20 protein-coding genes are annotated in these 21,619 nt (G+C 30.2%); 7 read left to right on the top strand and 13 right to left on the bottom strand.

Going from position 1 to position 21,619, the window contains the following annotated elements; genetic code table 11:
• Positions 1-10 precede the first annotated feature (10 nt).
• From mutS to AB8B23_RS09810, 13 genes are all read right to left on the bottom strand, one after another.
• Complete coding sequence (mutS, locus tag AB8B23_RS09750; protein ID WP_369712588.1) at positions 11-2,695, bottom strand: DNA mismatch repair protein MutS; 2,685 nt, start codon at positions 2,693-2,695, stop codon at positions 11-13.
• Between the two features lie 604 nt (positions 2,696-3,299).
• Positions 3,300-4,493: a CDP-glycerol glycerophosphotransferase family protein gene (locus AB8B23_RS09755; RefSeq protein WP_369712589.1), complete on the bottom strand. Its 1,194-nt coding sequence runs from the start codon at positions 4,491-4,493 to the stop codon at positions 3,300-3,302.
• 16 nt (positions 4,494-4,509) lie between these two features.
• The gene (locus AB8B23_RS09760) at positions 4,510-5,343 is read right to left on the bottom strand and encodes a glycosyltransferase family 2 protein (protein ID WP_369712590.1); all 834 of its coding nucleotides are present in this window, start codon (positions 5,341-5,343) and stop codon (positions 4,510-4,512) included.
• A gap of 21 nt (positions 5,344-5,364) precedes the next feature.
• Positions 5,365-6,138, bottom strand: coding sequence for an endonuclease/exonuclease/phosphatase family protein (locus tag AB8B23_RS09765; protein ID WP_369712591.1), 774 nt, complete (start codon positions 6,136-6,138; stop codon positions 5,365-5,367).
• A gap of 167 nt (positions 6,139-6,305) precedes the next feature.
• Positions 6,306-7,073 carry a glycosyltransferase family 32 protein gene (locus AB8B23_RS09770; RefSeq protein ID WP_369712592.1) on the bottom strand — a complete coding sequence of 256 codons (768 nt, stop codon included), beginning with the start codon at positions 7,071-7,073 and terminating at the stop codon, positions 6,306-6,308.
• A 9-nt stretch (positions 7,074-7,082) separates the two neighbouring features.
• Entirely contained in the window at positions 7,083-7,556 is a 474-nt protein-coding gene (locus AB8B23_RS09775) for a GNAT family N-acetyltransferase (protein ID WP_369712593.1), read from the bottom strand.
• Positions 7,557-7,577: 21 nt separating this feature from the next.
• Positions 7,578-8,519, bottom strand: coding sequence for a hypothetical protein (locus AB8B23_RS09780; RefSeq protein WP_369712594.1), 942 nt, complete (start codon positions 8,517-8,519; stop codon positions 7,578-7,580).
• 16 nt (positions 8,520-8,535) lie between these two features.
• Entirely contained in the window at positions 8,536-9,930 is a 1,395-nt protein-coding gene (gene wzy, locus AB8B23_RS09785; RefSeq protein ID WP_369712595.1) for an O-antigen polysaccharide polymerase Wzy, read from the bottom strand.
• 213 nt (positions 9,931-10,143) lie between these two features.
• The gene (locus tag AB8B23_RS09790) at positions 10,144-10,443 is read right to left on the bottom strand and encodes a type II toxin-antitoxin system RelE/ParE family toxin (RefSeq protein ID WP_021744724.1); all 300 of its coding nucleotides are present in this window, start codon (positions 10,441-10,443) and stop codon (positions 10,144-10,146) included.
• A 2-nt stretch (positions 10,444-10,445) separates the two neighbouring features.
• Positions 10,446-10,784, bottom strand: coding sequence for an AbrB family transcriptional regulator (locus tag AB8B23_RS09795; RefSeq protein ID WP_026746802.1), 339 nt, complete (start codon positions 10,782-10,784; stop codon positions 10,446-10,448).
• A gap of 133 nt (positions 10,785-10,917) precedes the next feature.
• The gene (locus tag AB8B23_RS09800; RefSeq protein ID WP_369712596.1) at positions 10,918-12,306 is read right to left on the bottom strand and encodes a glycogen synthase; all 1,389 of its coding nucleotides are present in this window, start codon (positions 12,304-12,306) and stop codon (positions 10,918-10,920) included.
• Positions 12,307-12,544: 238 nt separating this feature from the next.
• Complete coding sequence (locus AB8B23_RS09805; RefSeq protein WP_021744727.1) at positions 12,545-13,798, bottom strand: glucose-1-phosphate adenylyltransferase; 1,254 nt, start codon at positions 13,796-13,798, stop codon at positions 12,545-12,547.
• Between the two features lie 277 nt (positions 13,799-14,075).
• The gene (locus AB8B23_RS09810; protein ID WP_369712597.1) at positions 14,076-14,288 is read right to left on the bottom strand and encodes a hypothetical protein; all 213 of its coding nucleotides are present in this window, start codon (positions 14,286-14,288) and stop codon (positions 14,076-14,078) included.
• A 219-nt stretch (positions 14,289-14,507) separates the two neighbouring features.
• Between AB8B23_RS09810 and AB8B23_RS09815 the strand changes: the two genes are divergently transcribed.
• From AB8B23_RS09815 to AB8B23_RS09845, 7 genes are all read left to right on the top strand, one after another.
• Positions 14,508-14,942 (top strand): DnaJ domain-containing protein, encoded by a 435-nt coding sequence (locus AB8B23_RS09815; protein WP_369712598.1) that lies wholly within the window; start codon positions 14,508-14,510, stop codon positions 14,940-14,942.
• Positions 14,943-14,958: 16 nt separating this feature from the next.
• Positions 14,959-15,786 carry an FHA domain-containing protein gene (locus AB8B23_RS09820; protein ID WP_369712599.1) on the top strand — a complete coding sequence of 276 codons (828 nt, stop codon included), beginning with the start codon at positions 14,959-14,961 and terminating at the stop codon, positions 15,784-15,786.
• A 43-nt stretch (positions 15,787-15,829) separates the two neighbouring features.
• A complete protein-coding gene (locus AB8B23_RS09825; protein ID WP_369712600.1) occupies positions 15,830-16,474 on the top strand; it encodes an FHA domain-containing protein in 645 nt (214 codons plus the stop codon).
• A gap of 99 nt (positions 16,475-16,573) precedes the next feature.
• Entirely contained in the window at positions 16,574-16,759 is a 186-nt protein-coding gene (locus tag AB8B23_RS09830; protein WP_369712601.1) for a hypothetical protein, read from the top strand.
• 163 nt (positions 16,760-16,922) lie between these two features.
• Positions 16,923-19,292 (top strand): PP2C family protein-serine/threonine phosphatase, encoded by a 2,370-nt coding sequence (locus tag AB8B23_RS09835; protein ID WP_369712602.1) that lies wholly within the window; start codon positions 16,923-16,925, stop codon positions 19,290-19,292.
• 15 nt (positions 19,293-19,307) lie between these two features.
• Complete coding sequence (locus AB8B23_RS09840) at positions 19,308-20,723, top strand: hypothetical protein (protein WP_369712603.1); 1,416 nt, start codon at positions 19,308-19,310, stop codon at positions 20,721-20,723.
• Positions 20,680-21,579: a serine/threonine-protein kinase gene (locus AB8B23_RS09845; protein WP_369712604.1), complete on the top strand. Its 900-nt coding sequence runs from the start codon at positions 20,680-20,682 to the stop codon at positions 21,577-21,579. The genes AB8B23_RS09840 and AB8B23_RS09845 overlap by 44 nt, the downstream gene beginning before the upstream one ends.
• Positions 21,580-21,619: the final 40 nt, after the last annotated feature.

A 21,619-nucleotide genomic window follows, 5' to 3' on the forward strand; every position in this document is an offset into this window, starting at 1 on the left:
TTTACCAATTTTAATTCTCTCTTTTGATTTCTTGCTTTAGTTCAAACAAAAATTTCATTGCATCCATTGGTGTGATATTATTTATGTCATAATTTTCTATTTTATTCATAATTTCTAACAAACTTTCCTTTTCTTCTTCAACCTGTACTAATTTCTCCACATAAAACTGATTATTTTCAATATTTTCAAAATTATTTACACTTTCAATTTCAAATTCTTCAAAATCATTTTCAAACTCTGAATTTCCTCCAAAAAGTGATAGCTGGTGAACATCTACGGTTCTTTCTATCAATTCTTTTTTCTGCTCCAGCCGTTTCAATATTTTCTTGCTTTCAATTAATATTTCCTTTGGAAGACCAGCCAATTTTGCTACTTCAATACCGTAGGACTTGTCTGCCCCGCCTTTTACAATATTTCGTAAAAACATTACTTTTCCCTGCTTTTCATCCACTTCTATCCGATAATTTACAATATGTGCAAATTTATTTTCTAAATCAGTCAGTTCGTGATAATGTGTTGCAAAAACTGTCTTGGCACCAATTTTATCGTGAATATACATTGAAATAGCAGTCGCAATGGAAACACCGTCGGTTGTGGAAGTTCCACGTCCAACTTCATCAAGTATTATCAGACTTTTTTCAGTCGCATTGTTTAGAATGTTGGAGACTTCACTCATTTCCACCATAAATGTACTTTGCCCAGTCAAAATATCATCAGAAGCCCCAATCCGCGTCAAATATTTGTCTATAACTGATAAATTTGCTTTTTTAGCAGGAACAAAAGAACCAATCTGAGCCATTATGGAAATTAATGCGATTTGCTTCATATACGTTGATTTTCCCGACATATTAGGCCCTGTCAGCACAACAAAACTTTCCTTTTCAGTAAAGACTGTATCATTTGAAACATAATCCGTCCTTCCAATTAGCTTTTCTACAACTGGATGCCTTCCACCCTCAATTTCAAAGGAATATTCCTCATTCATTTCAGGTTTTGCGTAATCATTTTCAATGGCACTTACAGCAAAAGATACCATTACATCAATGTATGCCAGCCTTTCTGCAAGTTCTGACAAAATTTTCCGATGTTCCTTGAGTTTTCCGCTGATTCCCTTGAACAAATGATATTCCAAATCTTCGATTTTTGCTTTGGAATTTATTATTGTGTCCTCATATTTTTTCAGTTCAGGCGTAATGTATCTCTCTGAATTTGAAAGAGTCTGTTTTCTTATGTAATGTTCTGGCACCATATCTAGATTTGCTTTTGTAATTTCAATAAAATAACCAAAAACCTTGTTAAACTTTATTTTCATATTTCTAATTCCAGTTGCTTCCCTTTCACGCTGTTCAATATCCAGCAAAAAGTCTTTCCCAGAATTCATAATATTCCTTATTTCATCCAGTTCCTCATTATATCCAGATTTTATAATTCCGCCTTCACGTACCGAAAATGGCGCATCTTCTTTTATACTGTCATCAATTATTTTATAACACTCAAACAAAATATTTGCATCAATATCCTTAAAAAAATCAGTATTTCCCAAAATTTTCATTATTTCAACAGCAGATTTTATCGTTTTTTTCAATGCCGTCAAATCTTTTCCATTTTCACTTCCAAAGATTATTTTCCCCAAAAGCCGCTCTAAATCGTAAATATTCTCAAGTTTTTCTCTCAAATCCTCACGAATCAAGATATTATCAATAAAATACTGTACATCTTCCTGTCTTTTTCTTATTTTATCAATATTTAAAAGCGGATTATTTATAAATCTTTTTAAAAGCCGTGTTCCCATTGAAGTTTTACACTCGTCTAATACCCACAGAAGCGAGCCATAAACAGTTTTTTCCCTTTGATTTTTCAAAAGTTCCAGATTTCTGCTTGTAATCGCATTTATTTCAGCATAATTGGAAATATTCACAAACTCAATCTTTTCCACAGTCAGCTCATGCTCAACCTGCATAGTAGCCGCATAATCAAGTGCCATGGCTGCAGCTCCAATTATCGCCTTTTTATCCTTAATTCCATAACTTTCCAGCGATACAATCTCAAAATAGTTCATAAGATACTTCGCACTGTCCCGAACTTTACTCACAAAAGTTACAACCGAATCATTCTTTTGTAAAAAATCATCTAACTTTTCCTTTATTTCCCCGTAAAAATCCTCTATAACAAGCACTTCCTTAGGCTCAATCTTATTAATCTCATTAAATAATTTTACAAAATCATCATCCTTTTCAACTTCCGTTACCTTAAACTCTCCAGTTGTTATATCAATATACGCAATTCCAAGTTTATTCTCAACTTTCAAAATACTCATCAAGTAATTATTGCTCTTCGCATCAAGTGCCTCCACATCCACAACCGTTCCAGGCGTTATAATCTTCACAACTTCTCGTTTTACAATTCCCTTTGCCATCTTCGGATCTTCTGTCTGTTCACAAATCGCAACCTTATACCCTTTTGAAACAAGTTTTGTTATATATGAATCTGCCGAATGAAATGGAACTCCCGCAAGCGGTATATCCACATTCTTCTCCTTATTTCTCGAAGTAAGCGTAAGTCCAAGTTCACGTGACGCTTTCACCGCATCCTCAAAAAACATTTCATAAAAATCACCCAATCTAAAAAACAATATAGAGTCCTCAAAATTTGATTTTATCTCCTTATATTGCTTCATAAGCGGTGTATCTGCCATCGTTATTTTACCTCTGTTCTCTTTATTTTTTATCTTTAAATTTTATCATAGTTTATTTTCTTTTTCAATTTTTTAAAAAATTAATAAAAATTTTTTCTTTTTCATTTTTACATTAGTTTTTTTATTTAATAATTATTGTTATTTACACACTTTATAATCTTTTTTAAATGCAGAGGTATCAAACGCCATACCTCTGCACTCCTGCTCTCGAATTTTAATTTTACAGCAAAAGACAAAACTCGCTTTTAATAAAAGTTGTTTTAATCTCATGAAGTTGTTCTCAATTCAAATAAAATAGAAAAGCTCAAACAAATTGTATTTTACCGAAAAATTAAAATCTCGGAAATTTATAATAAATATTTTTTCTTTAATAAAATAAATTTTAAAAACCGACGGAGTTTTTATTTGTTCAACTACAACTGTTTAACGACTGAAAGGAGGAGTTTTGGAGTTGGGCAAATAAAAATCGTAGTCTAGCCATAGGTTGCAGGATTTGCGGCAATGAGCAATCCTGCGAAAATAAATAAAGAAAAAACTTAATAATGCAAAGAAAATATTTCTTAATAACAACATATGTTATAAATCCTTATTAAAAAATCAAGTTTTAATTTATTCTTTTTAAAATTTCATTGTAAACTCTTTCGCAATTCCCTTTATCCACATACTTCAAAAACTTTTCTCTCAACTTATCAGACTTTTGCTTCATTTCCCTATCATAATGAAAATTATTTTCGGAGATTTCGATGATTTCTTCAACGCATTTTTCTACAGTTTTGGCTTGTTTTCCGAACAAGTCTTTGTCTAAGTCTACATAAGAGCCGACTTTTTCTTCGTATTCACGTTTATCGAACTGGAAGAAGATAATTGGCTTGTTTAGATAATAAAAATCGTAGGCTACACTTGAATAATCTGTTATTAATAATTTTGATTTTTGCAGCTCTTCGGTTATGTTTACTTCTTTTGGGAGTATTTTTATATTTTTTCCAAGTTTTATATTTCCAAAGTTTTTTAGATAATCTTGCATTAACTGATGAATGTAAATGTTTAATTTAATATCATTTTTTTCTAAATAATTATTTAATTCCTTGTCTGTAATTAAATTTGCAATATTTTGGAAATATTTTGTTTCTTCAAATTTTTGGTTTTCTGAATTTTCTGATTTTAGCCAGTTTCGCCATGTCGGCATAAAGAATATTTGTTTTTCCGTAATTTTTAGATTGTATAATTTATCATATCTTGGGTAGCCTGTTATAACTGCTGTTTCTTTCGGAACTTCCCACCAAGTTTCTGTTTTTACTTTTTTTTCAAATTCTGAATCGCAGATGTTTAAATCATACGATTTTACAAGGGCTTCTGCTACTTTTGCGGTTTTTGGATTCATTGCCTGTCGGACTTTAAAGCCTACTGTTCCATGATTCAGGAATACTTTGAATACTTTTTTATGAAATTTATTTATTAATGGCACTACAAACAGGTATGGGACAATGTCTGCAGAAATTGAGTGAGAAAATAATGCAACTTTTGCATTCATAAAATACAGATAGCTTTTTACACTTCCTTTTATCAGCTTTTCTCCTGGAATTTTTTTTGCAATCTTGGCATTTCTGTTTATTACCCAGTACACTTCCTCCTGCTGTCTTGACCGTAAATACTCATACATCGCACGTCCATTATCTACAAAAAGTTCTCCTGCGTTTCCGCCTACAAGCCAAATATTTCTATTTTTGAATTTTCCTTTGTTAAATGGATAAATGAGATAAGCTATTATCATATTTATCAAGCATTTTACCTTATCCATATTTTTCTCCTAATTTTTAAATTTTATATTTTGTATATCCAATTTTTCTACCCTTCATCACAACTCTATGATATGCCCTGTTTCTTGTAACAATCATTCCGGCAAAACTTCTAAATTGTCTCTTCCAATATTTCAGAATATAAAATCTGTTTTTTCTGCCCTTTACTTCCTTTTTTACCAATGCTCCAAATCCCAATGCATATCTATAAGCACGTTCCAGATCGTTATAGTTTCCCTTTTTTGCTGGATGGTAAATTATATCATTTGCAAAATATCTTCCCTTATAGCCTTTGTGAAGCAATGTCAGCACATAGTCTGTTTCCTCCCCACTTCCAAAAGTTGCACCAACGCCTAGATTTTCATCAAATAAGACAATATCATCCTTACCGTAATTTACAAAAAAAGTTATGGATTTCACAGTTGTATCCACATTATCCTTCGTTATTTCCATGTCCTTTTTCTCCATAACACCTGTTCCATAGTCTTTTCCCCGTTCAAGTGTACGACACGAATAAATCTGATAATTTTTCTTTCTTTCAAAAAATTCTGCAACTTTTTCAAGTGTATCAGGCCGATATTCGCAATCATCATCAGGAAATCCGACAATTTCACCTTTCATCAGGATAAGTCCTCTGTTTCTATTTAAACTTAGCCCTTTTTCATCACTTCTTACATATTTTATCTTAAATTCCTCTTCATAATCTTTCACAATTTCAAAAACTTCATTTCCTTCATTCTGATCTACCACAATCAGCTCAAAATCCTTATAAGCCTGTGCCTTTAGACTTTTTAGGAATAAATCAAGTTCAGTTGTAACATTAATTGTCGGCATTACAAGGGAAATTTTCATACTCTATGTCTCCTTTTTCTTTTATTTTATATCTAAAATTGTCATATATGGAAGATGATCTGACAATTTTGTCCAGTCCTGCGTTGCATCATTAATAAAATAACTTGATTTTACCTTCCATTTTTTCGACTGGCTTCCAAAAATATAGTCAATACGTGGATCCGAAAGCGTTCTTACACCACCAACATTAGATTCCATGTAAGTATCTCTCCAGTCTTTTGTTATTTCTCCATAATATTTTGTAGTTGGTAAAAAATTAAAATCTCCACTCAAAAACTTTATATCATCTTTATCAAAAAATTTTGTAAGCAAGTCCAGCGACTCCATTTCTTCAGGCTTTATCTGTTGCTTAAAGTCCAAATGCGTATTCATTACCAGCACCTTTTTCCCAAAAGTTTTTTTAGAAAGCTCTGCAACTATCAGCTGTCTTTTTTCAACACCTTCCGACGGCAATTCATAGGTATATATTTTCTCAAGCGGATATTTTGAAATAAATGAAATTCCATATTCTCCACCATCATAATCTCTTGATTTCTTAAAGAAATAATAATCATAACCAAGAACTTTCGCAATATCAGAAGTTATATCACGAAAATTACTTCTTTTCGTAAACTTGTCAACTTCCTGAAGCGATACAAAATCAGGGTTATACGGCTTAATGCTCTCTCCCAGTTTCTGCCCATCGGTAAGCCTTCCTCCATAAATATTATATGTCATTATCTTAAATTCTTTCGCCCAGCTAACAGTTGCCCCACAAATCATAAGCGACAACAATATTTTTTTTAAATTACTCATTTTTCCAATATTTCTCCTAATTCTTCTTTATTTTCTCAAAATAACAGTTTCTCTAATAAAAATTTATCTGTTATTCCAAATTTTTCATTCAATTATATCACTTTTTTTAGTATCTACCAAACCTTTTTATTTTTACTTTTTTATTTCTATCTAAATAATCCTTATTTTTATCTCTTTTCCTTCAAATAAAACCTCGCAATTATCCTCACCTTTTTAATCATTTTTTTTACTCCTGACAAATGTTTCGTTTCCAAAAACAATCTAGCCTTCAAACTGCTCCAGCTGTCATTCCACCAATGAATTCCGTATGTTTCAGGTTTTATGCAATCATCAGAATAAACTTCCTTAAATCCATAGGGATAAAAATATTCTTTCGGAAAAATGACTATTTCTCCATTTTTCAAAACATTTTCCCTTTTCTCGCTCAAATTATATTTTTTCTCAAAAGTATACGTAAAAATCTTAGGAATTGTCCAAATTGGCTTTTTCCAAATGTCATTTTCGTAAAAATCTTTAATGTCCTTTAACACTTCATTATGCTTCATTGTCCCAAAAATTCCAACACTTATGTGTTTTTCATCCTCATACCCAATAAAAAAATTCATCTTCCCATTTTTAAAAAATTCATCTTTTCCTTCCAAAATCGGTGTCAAATCTTTAATTATTTCCATGTCTGTATCCACATAAATTCCAGAATTTTCATACATAAAATGTACTCTCATATAATCCGAAACATACGCCCAAAGCTTTCTTTCGTAACATTCACAAAAAAATCTATTTTTTGCAAGATGTTTTTCCATATCAAAATTTTTCTCATTTATCTCTATTATTTCAAAATCAGGCAGATTTTTCTTCCACGATTCTAGACATTTATAAAAAATATCTGGCTTTTTGGCGTTTCCAATCCAGACATAATATATTTTTTTTTCTATCATTATTTTCTCCTATTTTTCGCCTTTTTTCATAATCATCATATACTTTTTCATCGGATTTTCAGTAACATTCACAACTTCAAATCCAACTTTCTCATACAATTTCTTTGCCCCCGCATTATAATCGAACACATTTAACGTAATCGAATTCACGTTCTCATCTTGAAAAATTAAATTTATAAACTCTATCAAAGTCCTTTTTCCAAGCCCTCTTCCAGTAAGCTCAGGATTAATCAGAAATCTTCCAATATGAACATTGTCCATCTCTTTTCGTATTTTCTGAATAATCCCCACAAACTCATTCTCACAAAAAATCGAGTAAATATCCTTCAAATAATCAATCTGATTTTCTGTAAGTGGAAAATCAAGACTTTTTCCAGCCCATTGCTCAAGAAAGTTCCTTCCCTTTTCATTAGTCCATTTGACTATATCGTTTTTATTATTGTCATTTATTCCATCTATTATTTCTATATTTTCTATTTCCATCAACGTTAAACTCCTATTTTTCTACACCAACTCATACTCAATCTCATTTTTAACACAAAATTTCACTATTTCTTTATAAAGACTTTCATAATTTTCATAAATCATATCTTTTCTGAAATTTTTAAATTCAGAATTTGGACAAGCTCCCAATGTGAATATTCTTTTTCCAAATTTTCCTGTCATTTTTAATCTTCTGGATTTAAAAAGTGTTGTCAAAGCAACTATATCTGAATTAGTAACTTTAATTTCTTTTATATCAGATTTACTGTATTCTACATTATCAATAATAATCACATCTTTAGTAATTTTCATAATTTTCGGTGTAAATTTATTTAATTTTATCAGAAAAAATACATTTAAACTAACAATAACCAAATAAGCAATCAAAAAGAATGCTCTAGCATTTGCATTAGCCGCTGCCAATATTAACAATAAAAATGTAACGATTGTGTCAACAATAAAATTTCCAAATTTTTCTTTAATTAATCTTTCCCTAGGAATTGTAAATAATCTGTTTTTTATTACTGTGTTATTTTTTTTATATTGAATTTCATATATTGCTTTCTCAAGTTCTATACTACCTTTAAGTCCAAGGGAGTAAATAGGGATTTCAAATTTATTTATCGACATATATTTACATTTGTACCTGCTTCTATAGGCTTTTTTTTCCTTGTAGTACGTTTTAATATTGTTTTCAGTTATCTTTGCACGATGGTACTCTCTTCCATCTTCATAATAAACTAAAATATCTTTTAAAATTACTACTTTCCGATTAAACTCAAAATTTACCTTTAGCAAAGCTACTATGCCCACCAATAACATTATCAAAAAAAGCTGGTCAAATATCTCACTTCCTTTAAATAAAAAAACTATTAATCCTATCAAAAAAATTGCTATTCCAAGCTTTATCAATTTTTCACTCCACAGCATTTTAAACTCTTGAATTTTTTCATTCAATCCCACTCAACTCCCTAAAAAATCAAATCAGTTCCTTCTTTTCCGCAATTTTCCTATACATGTAGTCAAAACTGAAAATTATCACATAAACTGCTATTAGCATTGCCATATTTTTTATTAGCCCTTCCCCAAAGAATGAGCCTCTTGGGATATAAAATAAATTTGGTATGAAGTAATAGCTTGTTAATAATAAAAATCTATTTTTCACAACATATTTTTCGTATTTTATAATAAAAATTCCAAGCAGAATTGAAATTACAATTAACCAAAAGTAGCCTAAATCATACATTTCTGCAATATAATTTGAGCCAATTCCTTCTCCTTTTAAATAAGCACCTGAATTTAGGTAATATGTTAATTTATCCGCAATGGAATTGGTTGTGGCAAGCGTTTCCAGCGACTGTGGCTTAAAGCCGAATATCCCCTGCAAGATGTAGGGATAGCTTCCGTTTCCTACAATGCTGTGCTTAAAATTGATTGTGTAGCCAAGCACAAGATAACTTACTCCTTGAGAAAATAGAAAATTAAAAATTGTGTTTACCAAATCCAGACTGAATATTTTTTTACTTCGCACAGACACTAGAATTTGTGAAAAAATCACGGTAAATCCTACTAATTTTACCATTGTCTTGGCTTTTATCCTGATTCCATAGACTTTTGCGTAATACCACATTATAAAAAGAAGCTGTGTCAAAAATATTGCTCTTGCCCCCTTGAATGAATCCAGCAGTTTTACCATAAGATAAAGTGAAGAAATTGTCAAAAATTTTCTTTTGGATGGAATTGAAATTAAAAATATCAAAAATCCAATCGTCATTACTGTACCAGAGCCTTTTGTAAATGCAGGATAATCAACTCCCTTTAAAATTCCAGTATAATAAGCCTCGTATCCAGCCCGCAAAATAACCCTTAGCTGAATAAACATCTTGTAGGCTAAAGCAGGCAATGAAATTATAAACAGAGCCATTCCGACATTCGTAAACAGCCTTCTGCTTTCAAGCGTAACACTACTTCTAATCTCACTAATCTTCTCGTTTGAAATCGCAATGAAAAATCCTAGATGCGTAAATAGTAATACCAGCAGAAAAACATTTATTATCTCATTTCTCACATCATAAAAAAAATAAAAATTAGCAAACTTCGTAGCCCATCCAAACTCCCTATAATTCACAATATCCAGAAATATCCTTGTAAAATTAAACAAAAACAGCGTATACAAAAAAATCATATACGAATTTAGCCATTCCAAATAAATTTTCGCTGTAAAAAACGTATAAATATAAACACCCATAAGCAGACATTCCAAAAATTTCATCTCCAGCGCCTCATTCTGAAAAGTAACTACATTTTTCAAAAACAGCACAAACGCAATAAAAAATATATGAAATATCAAAAACCCAATTTTATCTTTTTTCATCAATTTACCTCTATTTTTCAAAATTTTTTCTTATATTATTTTCTTCTAAAATTTTATCATATCGGTATTAAAACTTCAATCAGAAATGTTATATCTTTATTTAATTTTTTCACTTTGAAATAGTTTGATGAATAATAGTTCGTATTTAATAAATAAAAAAAATCAAATTTTTCATAAATTAATTGAAAAACTTGACTTTTTTCTTACACTATTTTATTGTGACTTTAAATATTTTTTTAAAGTTTTATAAAAATTTTCTCTTGTTCCTGCTAATAGTATAATAACTATTTTTTTATCTTCTATCTTAATTGTATACGCTAGTTCATAGTTAATTTTATTGTAAAAAATATCATAACCATATATGCCTGCTAAATCGGATTTTTTCATTTCTCCTATTTCAGGATTTTCCTTAATTTTTTTAATTGCTTCAGCAAATTTTTCTTTTAATTTTTTGTCTTTTAATTTCTTAAAATATTTTGCCGCACCAGTGGATATAATTACTTCCGTTTCCATTATTAATCCTCCCCAAATACATCCTCATAGCTTACTCCATTTTTTTCTGTGTCTGATATTAATTTCTGAATTGCAGGCTTGACATTATTTTTTCTCACTTTAAATTCTTTTAGAAGTTCTTCTCCTGAATATCCTTCCTTTATCAAGTCCTCCAAAATCAAATCTGAAAATTCCATATCTTCATTTTCTTTCACAGGCGTTACAATCAAAGAGCCTTTGCTAACCTTTATTTTTGCCTCTTTTGTAAAACCTAGATATTCCATAACTTTTTTAGGAATTGTAATCTGATTTTTAGAAGAAATCGAGATTGTCTTATTCATTTCCAAAATATTACTTTCCATAAAAAATCTCCTTTTTTTGGTTTCTTTGTTTCTTGGTAAAATTATAAACCTAATTTCAAGTTTTGTCAATTACATTTTAGAGCAAAAAATGGAGTGCAACATTACAGTTCTACTCCATTTTATTTTTTAAAAATTAATAAGATTTAGCTAATTCATAAAGTTTTTCATATTCTCTTGCTGATCTATCCCAAGAAAAATCAAGATCCATATTTCTTTTTACCAATTTTTCCCAAATGTCAGGTCTGTCATAATAAATTCCTTCTGCCACTTTTATTGTAAAAAGCATATCATCTGCATTAAAGTTTGTAAATGAAAATCCGTTTCCTTCATCTGTAAAAACGTTGTAAGGCTGTACAGTATCTTTTAGTCCTCCAGTTTCCCTTACAATCGGTATAGTTCCAAATCTCATTGCTATCATTTGGCTAAGTCCACAAGGCTCATATCTTGATGGCATGAGGAACATATCACTTCCAGCGTAGATTTCATTTGCAAGCTGTCCGTTGTACCCAAGATAAACTTTGAATTTGTCAGGATATTTCCATGCTAAGTGGTTGTAGTAGTCTTCATAGAATTTATCCCCACTTCCTAAAATTACTATTTGAACAGCGTCATACTGTAATAAGTTTTCAAGCGCCGCTGATACCAAGTCTAGCCCTTTTCCTTCTACAAGTCTTGAAATTATCGAAATTAAAGCAACATCTGATTTTGGCAACCCTAATTTTTCTTGTAGTAAATATTTATTTTCTTTCTTTTTATCTAAAGAATCTTTATTAAAAGGAATTATTCCTTTTGTTGTTTCAGGATTGAATTCTTCAACGTCTATTCCGTTTAAAATACCGTGAATATATTTTCTATTTGTAATCCATTCCAGCCCTTCACCAAAGTAAGCGTATTTTATTTCTTCCGCATAAGTTGGACTCACTGTATTTACAACATCTCCATATCCAATTCCAATTTCCATAAAGTTCAAGTCATGTCTGTCATCCATATAATATCCCATTCTTTCAAATGAATATTTAGAGAATTTACCTTGATACATTAAGTTGTGAATTGAGTAAACTGTTCTCATATCCCAGTAAAATGGATCATAATTATATCTAACATTCAAAAAATATGGAACTGGACCAGTTTGCCAATCGTTACAATGCAAGATATCCGCCTGCAAATTAATTTCCTTTAAAAATCTAAGTGCTAATTCTGAAAACATCGCATATTGAACATCTTCATCAGAATCTCCATACACACGTCCTCGTTCATATAATGCTTTATTTTCAATAAAGTAATAATTTATTTTATCATCAGGATATCTTACTAAATTAAACACATCTCCGTGACTTTCAAGCCTTGCTACCCATTCCAGTTTTTCAAGATACTTTAACGGTATTATATCGTATTTAGGCATTATTATAGAAACTTCATGTCCTAATTCCTGCATTTTTTTAGGCAATGCCCCCAAAACGTCAGCTAGTCCACCAGATTTATAAAACGGAGCCACTTCAGATGCCAAATATACTATTTTCAAATTAATCACTCCTATTCTTAAAATATTTTTAGTACAATCATTTTAAAACCGAACTGCAAAATTATGATTATTCTATTATTCTGCTATTTTGCCGAAACCTTTTCTATTCTATCAGTTTGATTTTAGAAGATTTTAGGCATATTCTAAAATATTCAAGCTACCAAGAACCACCATTTAAAATAGTGTAAAAATCTTAATAACTTGAATTTTTTTAAATATTAATTTTAGATAGTTCAAACTACCATTTTACAGTTTCCCCTGTTTCAATTAATCTGTTATGCTCATCAATTTTTACTCCAGAAAAAATTCTTACATTTTTACCAATAATTGAACCATCAGGAATAACTACACCTTTACCAATTACTGTTATTCCTGAAGATAATAAATCTGGACGTTCCTTGTTAGGAATATTTGCATTTCCATTCCCTATAAATGAATTTTTACCAATGTATGTTTTTTTATCAGCAATAATTGTATCTAAGTGAGAATTTGCATCTACATATGTTCCAGAGAAAATAATACAGTTTCTAATAGTTGCACCTTTTCTAACAGTAACTCCAGGTCCTAATACTGAATTTTCCACACTTCCTTCAATTTTACATCCATTACAGATTAATGAATTTTGAACACTTCCTGTAACTCCGATTCTTACAGGTGCTAAGTCTTCACTTCTTGTGTAAATTTTCCATCCTTGGTCATACAAGTTAATTCCAACTTCTTCAGATTTTTTGATTAAATCCAGATTTGCTTCCAAGTATGAATCATAAGTTCCTACATCTTTCCAGTAGCTATCATAAGTGTGAACATAAACTTTTCTGTCTTCCTGTATCATTGCAGGAATAACGTGATTTCCAAAATCTAAATCGTGATTTTCCAATTTTTCAAGGTATTCTAATAATGAATCTGTGTTAAAAATATAAATTCCCATTGAAGCTAGGTTACTTTTTGGTTCAGCAGGCTTTTCTTCAAAGCTTAAGATTTTTTTATTTTGATCAACTTCAAAAATACCGAATCTGCTTGCCTCTTCAATAGGTACTGGCTGTACAGCAATTGTTAATTCAGCGTCATTTTCTTCGTGTTCTTTTAACATCCATCTGTAATCCATTTTGTAAATATGATCTCCAGATAAAATCAATACATATTTAGGGTTCTTACTTTTAATAAAATCAATATTTTGTCTAATTGCATCGGCAGTTCCTTGATACCAAGAATTTCCGCCAAGTTTTTCATGTGGCTGCAACATTGTGATTGCAGTGTCTCTTCTGTCAAAATCCCATGGTTTTCCAGATCCGATATGTTCATTTAGTGATAATGGCAAATATTGTGTAAGTAATGCAACATCATAAATACCAGAATTTGAACAGTTACTTAGCGCAAAATCAATAATTCTGAATTTTCCAGCAAAAGGAACACTTGGTTTAACTCTTTTTTCTGATAGAATGTCAAGTCTTGAACCTCTTCCACCAGCTAAAATCATAGCTAAAACTTTCATATAAATACCTCCATTTTTGTTCTTTACACTAAAAGTATACCCCTATTTTTCAAAAAATCAAATTATTTTTATAAAAATTTTGCTGCATAATAAAATCCCTTTAAAATCAGGCTAATAAGTTCTTACTATTTTATTTAGCCTTCAGTGTTATTTAATTTGCCAAATTTTTGTTAACTAAAAAACCACCTTTTATTATATTTAAGATGGCTTTTTTAGTAAAACAGTATTGATTTTATTCTTTTGCATGAGTAATAACTTTATAAATTGAGCTTTTTTATTATTTTCTTTTTCCTTGAAGAACTGCATGATGTCTGTTAGGCGATTTTACATTTCTGCTCTTTTTCTTAGCAACCTTTTTATTTGACTGAATAATTTCAGCTCCAGGCTTCCTTGAAGGCAACTCTTTAGGCGGTATCGCGAAAGATACAATTGATATTCCTGCTATTCCTAGAATTGCAACTATTTTCTTAAAAGTATTTTTCATATTCATATTAATCATCTCCATTTCAATTTTTATTTTTATGCTCCTATCTTTTGAACAAATACATAATACCATTTAATTTTGACAAAAATATGTAAATTTTATGTCTTTTTTGTGAAATTTAAAATTAAAAATATTAATTATAAATTAAAAATATATTGACAAAAATATAATAATATAGTATTATTTAATTAAAATTAAAGAAAAATTAATAAAGAAGGAAGAGGAATGGATTATTATAAAATACTGGAAGTACCTGAGAATGCAGATATTTCTGAAATAAAAAAGAAATATAGAAAAATGGCAATGAAATATCATCCTGACAGAAACGCAGGAGATGAAAAAGCTGTAAAAAAATTTCGAGAAATAACAGAGGCGTATGAAGTTCTTTCAAATGATAAAAGACGGAAAGAGTATGATTACAAAAGAAAAAATGCGAGCAATCATCTAAAAAATAAAAATAATAAGGAAAATTTTAAAGATAGATCTTTTCAAAATAATTTTACTTTTGGAAAAGAGTTTTTTAAAAGTGCAACCGAAATGAAAGGAATGTTTGAAAACAGTTTTGGGCTAGATAAAATGAGGAAGAATAAAGCAAAAGCTGAAAAAGAAAGTGTGAAAAGCAGGTTTGAGAATTTTTTTGATATGAAAGAGAAAAAGTAAGAAGGGGAAATTAGAAATGTTGTGGGGAATCAGAAGAAGTTTTACAAATTGGGGAAATATTTTTAGGCGTCCATTTGGGCGTGGGAGTATTTACAGGCTGGAAAGACTTAGAAGTGTGGCACGGCTTGGAAAAAATAGAGAAAATGGAAAAATTAACGATGAAATGAGTAAAATTAGTGTAGAAAAGGGAATTAAAAAATATGAAAAACGGAAATTGAATGCAAAAAATCAAAAAAGTTATAAATTTTTAAATATAAAAAATATTTTAATAATGACAGTTTTAATATTTACATTCATTTTTGTACATCTTTCAGGATATTCTACAAAAAGTCTTTATTTTTCAATTTTTATTTATATTGGAGTTACACTTTACCTGCTTATTGTAGAAAGATTTTTTGAAAAGGTGGAAGTTGAGGAGGAAATCAAAAATATAAAGCATGAGAGAGAAAGAGAGCATAATGTATTTTTAGAAAGAGTGAAGGAAATAGAGGATTTGGAGAAAAAGCAGATTGAGCATATATTTTTGAAGGATTCAGAAGATTATGATATGAAAATTTGGAAAATTGGGAGGGCAACATCGCTTCTTATTGGGAAACAATCGTCAAGAAACAGGGTGGATATAGATGTAAGTGAAGGAATTTACTCAAATTTAGTCAGCAGGGCTCATGGAATCTTAAATCGTGTCAATGGAATCTGGTATTATGAGGATTTAGGCTCACAAAATGGAAGCGGAATTGAAAGAAGTTTAGATAAAAGGAAAATAAAACTGAAAAAAAATATACCAGTAAAAGTGGAATCAGGAGACATAATTTATTTAGCAACTACAAAAATATTATTAAAATAAACCTATAAATTCATAACATGAAAAAAGAAAGGAAAATTTTAAAATGAAATTGGATAGATGTAAAAATGGGCATATATATGATGTTTCAAGATACAGCTTATGTCCTTACTGCAAATCAGAAGGGCTGGAAACAGAAAATCTGGATGATAAAATTAATCTAGTTGAAGAAATGAAAGATGAAGACAGAACAACAGCCTACTGGTCTAAAGACAGCACAGTAGATCCAGTCGTGGGTTGGCTTACGTGTATTGAAGGGCATGATAAGGGAAAAGACTACAGAATTGTGAGTGAACGCAACTTTGTTGGGCGTGGAGAAAATATGGATATACAAATTTTAGGAGATACTATGATTTCTAGAAAAAACCATTGTTCAATAAGCTATAATCCCAAACAGCGAAAATTTATGCTAACTCCTGGAGATTCCAACGGACTTATTTATCTAAATGGAGAAGCAGTCTACAACACAGTAGAACTAAGAGCTTATTCAGTAGTGGAAATGGGGGAAAGTAAGTTTGTATTTGTGAATTTGTGCGGAGATTATTTTGACTGGGAAAAGGAAAAATCAAGAGAGGAAAGCGTGAAAAGAAAATATGAAAATTTAAACGATGAAAAAATTGTGAAAAATACGAATTTTCAGGATAAAAATAATGATTTAGAAGTAAAAATCGAAGATTACGAACAGATTTAATAAATTTATACTAAACCCAATATTTTCAAATGATTTAAGATATAATTTTTATTTTTTAAATAGGATTGAGTATAAATTAATCCGTCGGAGCATTTTTATGTGCTGGCAAAACTGTCTGAGCATAGTGAGTTTTTTGTCAGTGCAGAAAAATGTCGTAGACTAGCTATAGGTTATTGCGTAGCAATCTTGCCAAACATTTTGATTATTAGGATAAACCTTTACTGCAAGATAAGGATTTGCGGCGATGAGCAATCCTACGAAAATAAAAGAAAAAATATAATATAAAATAGGAAAAACTGTTATTAAACAAAATAATCTAATACTAAATCTTATTAGAAAATAGAATACAATTCAAAATTTATTAGATATTAACCTTTTTAATGGGGAATAGTATAAAAATATATTTTATAAAGTTGAATTAATAAAAAATAGAGGGAGAAATTGAGAAATGAGGAAAGATGAGGCAAAATTTATTACGGAATTTTTGAGTGAGGCTGGGACGAAGGTTGAAAATAACGATTATTTTGGGTATGTTTTGCTGGATAATTATGCGATTTGGGCTGTGGCAGATGGATTTGATGAGGAAGAAGGGGCAAAAGTTGCGGCAAGGATTGCTGTGGAATCTGCTATTGAATATTTTATGCTACGTCCACGATTTAACTATGATGTAATAAAGGAAATGATGGATTATGCCAATCTGAAAGTTAAGGAAAAACAGGAAGAAACTCAGAAATATTCTCTTATGCACACTTCTCTTTTAATCATTATAAGTAATTATAATTCAATTTTATATGGAAATATCGGAAATACAAGGTTTTATCATATTAGAGGCGGATATATCATTTCTCAAAGCAGAGATGACACGATAGCACAGCTTTTGGTGGACGAAGAGGCATTGAATATATCGGATATGAGATTTCACAGGCAAAGAAATGATTTGCTGCAGGCAATTGGGGATTTTGGGAAAATTAAGCCAAATATTATAAAAAAACCTGTAGAACTTATGGAAAAGGATGTTTTTTGCTTGACGACTGTAGGATTTTGGGAAAATATTGATGAGCATGATATGGAAAATGATTTATCCAGATTTGAGGATAAGAAGCAATGGTTAAATTCATTGGAAAAACGGATACTTGCTTCGCTTAGGGATAATATCGAAAATTATACGATTGCACAGGTAGAAGTAGGTGCTGTAGCAAGTCCAGAGCCGATGGAAAAGAATAAAAGGAAACTTATTAAAAAAATAATACTTGTAATGCTAATTATTGTTGTAATTATTTTGTTTGTTATAATTTGGAATGTAAAAAGGCGAAATGGTATTCTGCAGGCGGCAACACAGTATGAAAAATTGGCGGATGAGGAGATCTTAAAGAAAAATTTTAATAATTCAATTGATAATTTGAAACTTGAAATTGGAGAATACGAAAAATTAAAGCCAAAAAGCAGGGGAATAATAGGATTTCTTACAAATGCTGAGAAAAAAAGAGCTGATGCAAGTAAGAAAATTGATGAGATAAATAAGAAAATTGGAGAAACTGAGAAGATTAAAAAGGCATTTTCGGATATTAGTGAGGGAAATGAGATGTTTAACAGCGGGAATTATGACGAGGCGAACGTAAAATATCAGCAGGCTAAGTATAACCTGAATGACAATAGCTATAAACGGGATGAGCTGAACACGGAAGAGATTTTAACTACATTGGATTCACGGATAAATTCAACTGTGAAATTAAAGGAAGCTAAGGCTTTAGAGGTCGCTGGAGATACGGCGGTTAATGAAGGAAGCTACAATTTAGCAAAGGTTAGCTATAAAAATGCGGCTGATATGTATTTGGCAAATGGAAGGGCAGATTATGTTTCGCAAGTTGAGAAAAAGCTGGAGGAAATAACAGATAAGGAAAAAACAGCGTATAATGGGGCAATGCTTGCTGAAAATAAAGGGGATTCGCTGGCACAAAGCAATATTAATTCTTCAAAAGAGGCGTATTATCAGGCACGACAGATGTACCAGGCGCTTGGAGATACTGTGAAAGTGGGAGAAATTGACAATAAGATACAGGAACTCAATTCCCAGCAAAATGCTGATTTACAGACTGCCAACAATCTCGTTCAGGAAGGACTTTCGCAAATAACTGCTAATAATCCAGCACAAGCAATAAATATTCTAACGCAGGCTAAAAATATTTACCAGAAGATGAAAGATACAAATAATGCAAATACCGTGGACAAATACATAAGCCAGGCACAGGAATTTATTAAATTTGAGAGCCAGAATGCTGAAAAGTTGAAAACACAGGAAATGGAATATTCGGAAAGGTTAAGGCAGCAGGAAATTCAAATGCAGCAGCAACTGCAGATAAAAGAAGCTGAAATCAAGGCACAGCATGAAGAAATGGAGCGGGAGCGTCAAAAACGTCAAGAAATAACAAGAAAAATGGAAAATGCGTCAAATCTGGAAACGCAGGCTGATCAGCTGGCTATAAATGAAAGATTTGAAGAAAGTATTTCAAAATATGAGGAAACAAAGAAACTTCTGGAAGAGGTGAATGCAGATGGAAATTTTGGAAATCAGATGTCTAAAATTGAGGATTTGAATAAAAAAATTGAAAAAAATGAGGGATATTTATTAAAGAGAAAAGCAGAAGAGGATTTTAAGAATAAAAAATGGAAGGAAGCTGTGGAAAAATTTACGCAGGCAAAGGAAAAGCTGGAAAAAAGCGGTACAAAACAAAATGAAATAGCTGAAATTGAGAAAAAGCTGAAAAAGGCTGAGAAAAAGGCAAATAAAAAATGGTGGCAGTTTTGGAAGATTTTTTAAAAGAAAGGAGGGAAAATGATAAAAAATATAAAATTAAATACTTTCTTTTTTAAGGAATATGCACAAATTGCTGAAAAAAACACTTATTCGGCATATATTCCAAATGGAAGCAAGGGAATATGGTGTATTGCTGATCTTGATGAAAAGACAAATGAAAAATGGCAGGAAAAGCCAGAAATATCTCAAAAAATTGGAAATAGTAATATTGAAAATAAGAAAATTGATAAGATAAATTTAGCAAAAATTGGAGTTCATAAAATTATTGAAAAATATTTGGAAAATAATGAATTTTCTCTAGAAAATATAAAACAGATTATACAATCTTCCGTTGATAAAGTGATTTTTGAGAAAACAAAATTATATAAATTTCATAAAGCTGAAAAAGATTTTGATTTAAAAAATTTTTATTCACAAATTGTTATTATTATTGAAAAAAATAATATGATTGTTGGAAATATGGGAAAAACTGAACTTGTTTTGTATAGGGAAAATAGAATTGTGGAAAAGATAGGTGGTGAGCAAGTCAAAAAAATAAGACTGAAAAAACATGATTATTTGCTGGCTGGAAGTCCTGAATTTTGGAAAGTTGTTAATGAGAGTGAAATTGAGGAGATTTATGTTGATAGGAAAAGTAAATTAAATGTCGAGCAGAATTTAAGTGAACAGATAAAGGCTAGTGAGAAAAAATTGGGAAAAGTGATACCATTTTTGTCGATTTTTGTTGAAGATATTGAAATGGAAAAAAATTATGAATCGTTAGAAAAAGAAATTAATGAAAAAAATCAAAAACAAGAAATGGCTGTAAAATACATGTTTTTAGTTGCAATGTTTATATTTTTATTTGTTTCTGTGGGGAAAAATATTCAAAAGGGTAACTTGAAAGGCGAAAGAAAAGAAAAAGTAAAAAATATAATGGCTGAGAAAATTATAGAGAAAGCGAATTTGATGAGAAATAATTTAAACAAACAATCAGAGATAGAAAGAAATAAAGTTAGACAGAAAAATATTGAAGATGAAGTTGAAAAAACTTTGAAGAGTAGTGATCTGATTGAAAATAAGGAAGTAAGAAATAAAAAAATAGAAAATGAAGAAATAGAAAAAAACTATGCAAAAAATTTGGAAATTACTCAAAATATTACAGAAAGCAAGGAGAAAAGTACTAAAAAGTTAAATAATTCAAGAATAAAAAAGAAAGTTTCTAAAAATAAAAAATATAATAGAAAAAATTTGAATGCAGATAATAGAAATTTTAAGAAAAATTATAAGGTAAAAAGTAATGGAATCTCACAACTTGAAAAGGAAATTGAGAAAAACTGGGAAGTTCTTGGGCGTGATAGGAATGGGAATAATTTTGTGAAAAATAGAGAATTTAAAAGGGAAAAGAAGAATGGATTTTTTATTAAAGGGAACAATATTGAATGGGAAGTATAAAATTTTAAATTATGTAGCTAAAAGTGATTTTTCCAATATTTATATGTGCGAAGATAGACAAGGGGAAAAAGTAATTATTAAAGAATGTTATCCTTCGGAAATTGTTATGAGAAATGGCAAAGAGGTTTTTACGGAAAAGTATAAGAAAGATTTTGAAAATCTGAAAGGATGTTTTTGGAAAGAAAAATGTATTTTGGAGAAATTTTTGAAAAAATCTAAAAGGAGGAAACAGAGATTTGTGAATGATGTTGTTAAACTTGTGGATTTTTTTAGTGAAAATGGGACAAATTATATTGTTACTGAATATTTTCGTGAAGTTACCTTGAAAAAATATATTTTGGAAAATCGGATAAAAAATGGAAAAGTGAGGATAAATCATATTTTGGAAATATTTTTTAAAATTGCCGAAGTAGTTTGTAAAATTCATAAAAAGGGAATTATTCATTGTGATTTGAAGCCTTCTAATATTTTGATTGATATTAGGGGAAATATCAGGATTATCGATTTTGGAGCGAGCTTGAAAAAGAAGGAAAAGGTTGAGTTTGTTAAGGTTTCAGATGGGTATTCGCCGATTGAAATTTATTCAGAGAAAGTTGAGATTGATGAAAGAACTGATGTTTATTCGCTTGGGGCACTTTTATATTTTATGCTTTGTGGAGTGAAAGTGGATGGGGCGATTAAGAGGTTTTATAAGGCTGAACTGGAGTTTGGAAGGGAAGTTATTTTAGGATTTGAGAAGGTTGGGAAATTTAAGGAAGTGGAAGAAGTTATAAAAAAGGGGTTGGAATTTGACAGACAGAAAAGGTTTGGAAATGTTAGGGAAATGATTGAAAAATTGAGAAAAATTTTTGCTTAAAATAAAAACTTTTTAATAGATTTAATTTTATAATGATGAA

The organism is Leptotrichia sp. HSP-342 (assembly GCF_041199995.1).
Lineage (GTDB): Bacteria > Fusobacteriota > Fusobacteriia > Fusobacteriales > Leptotrichiaceae > Leptotrichia > Leptotrichia mesophila.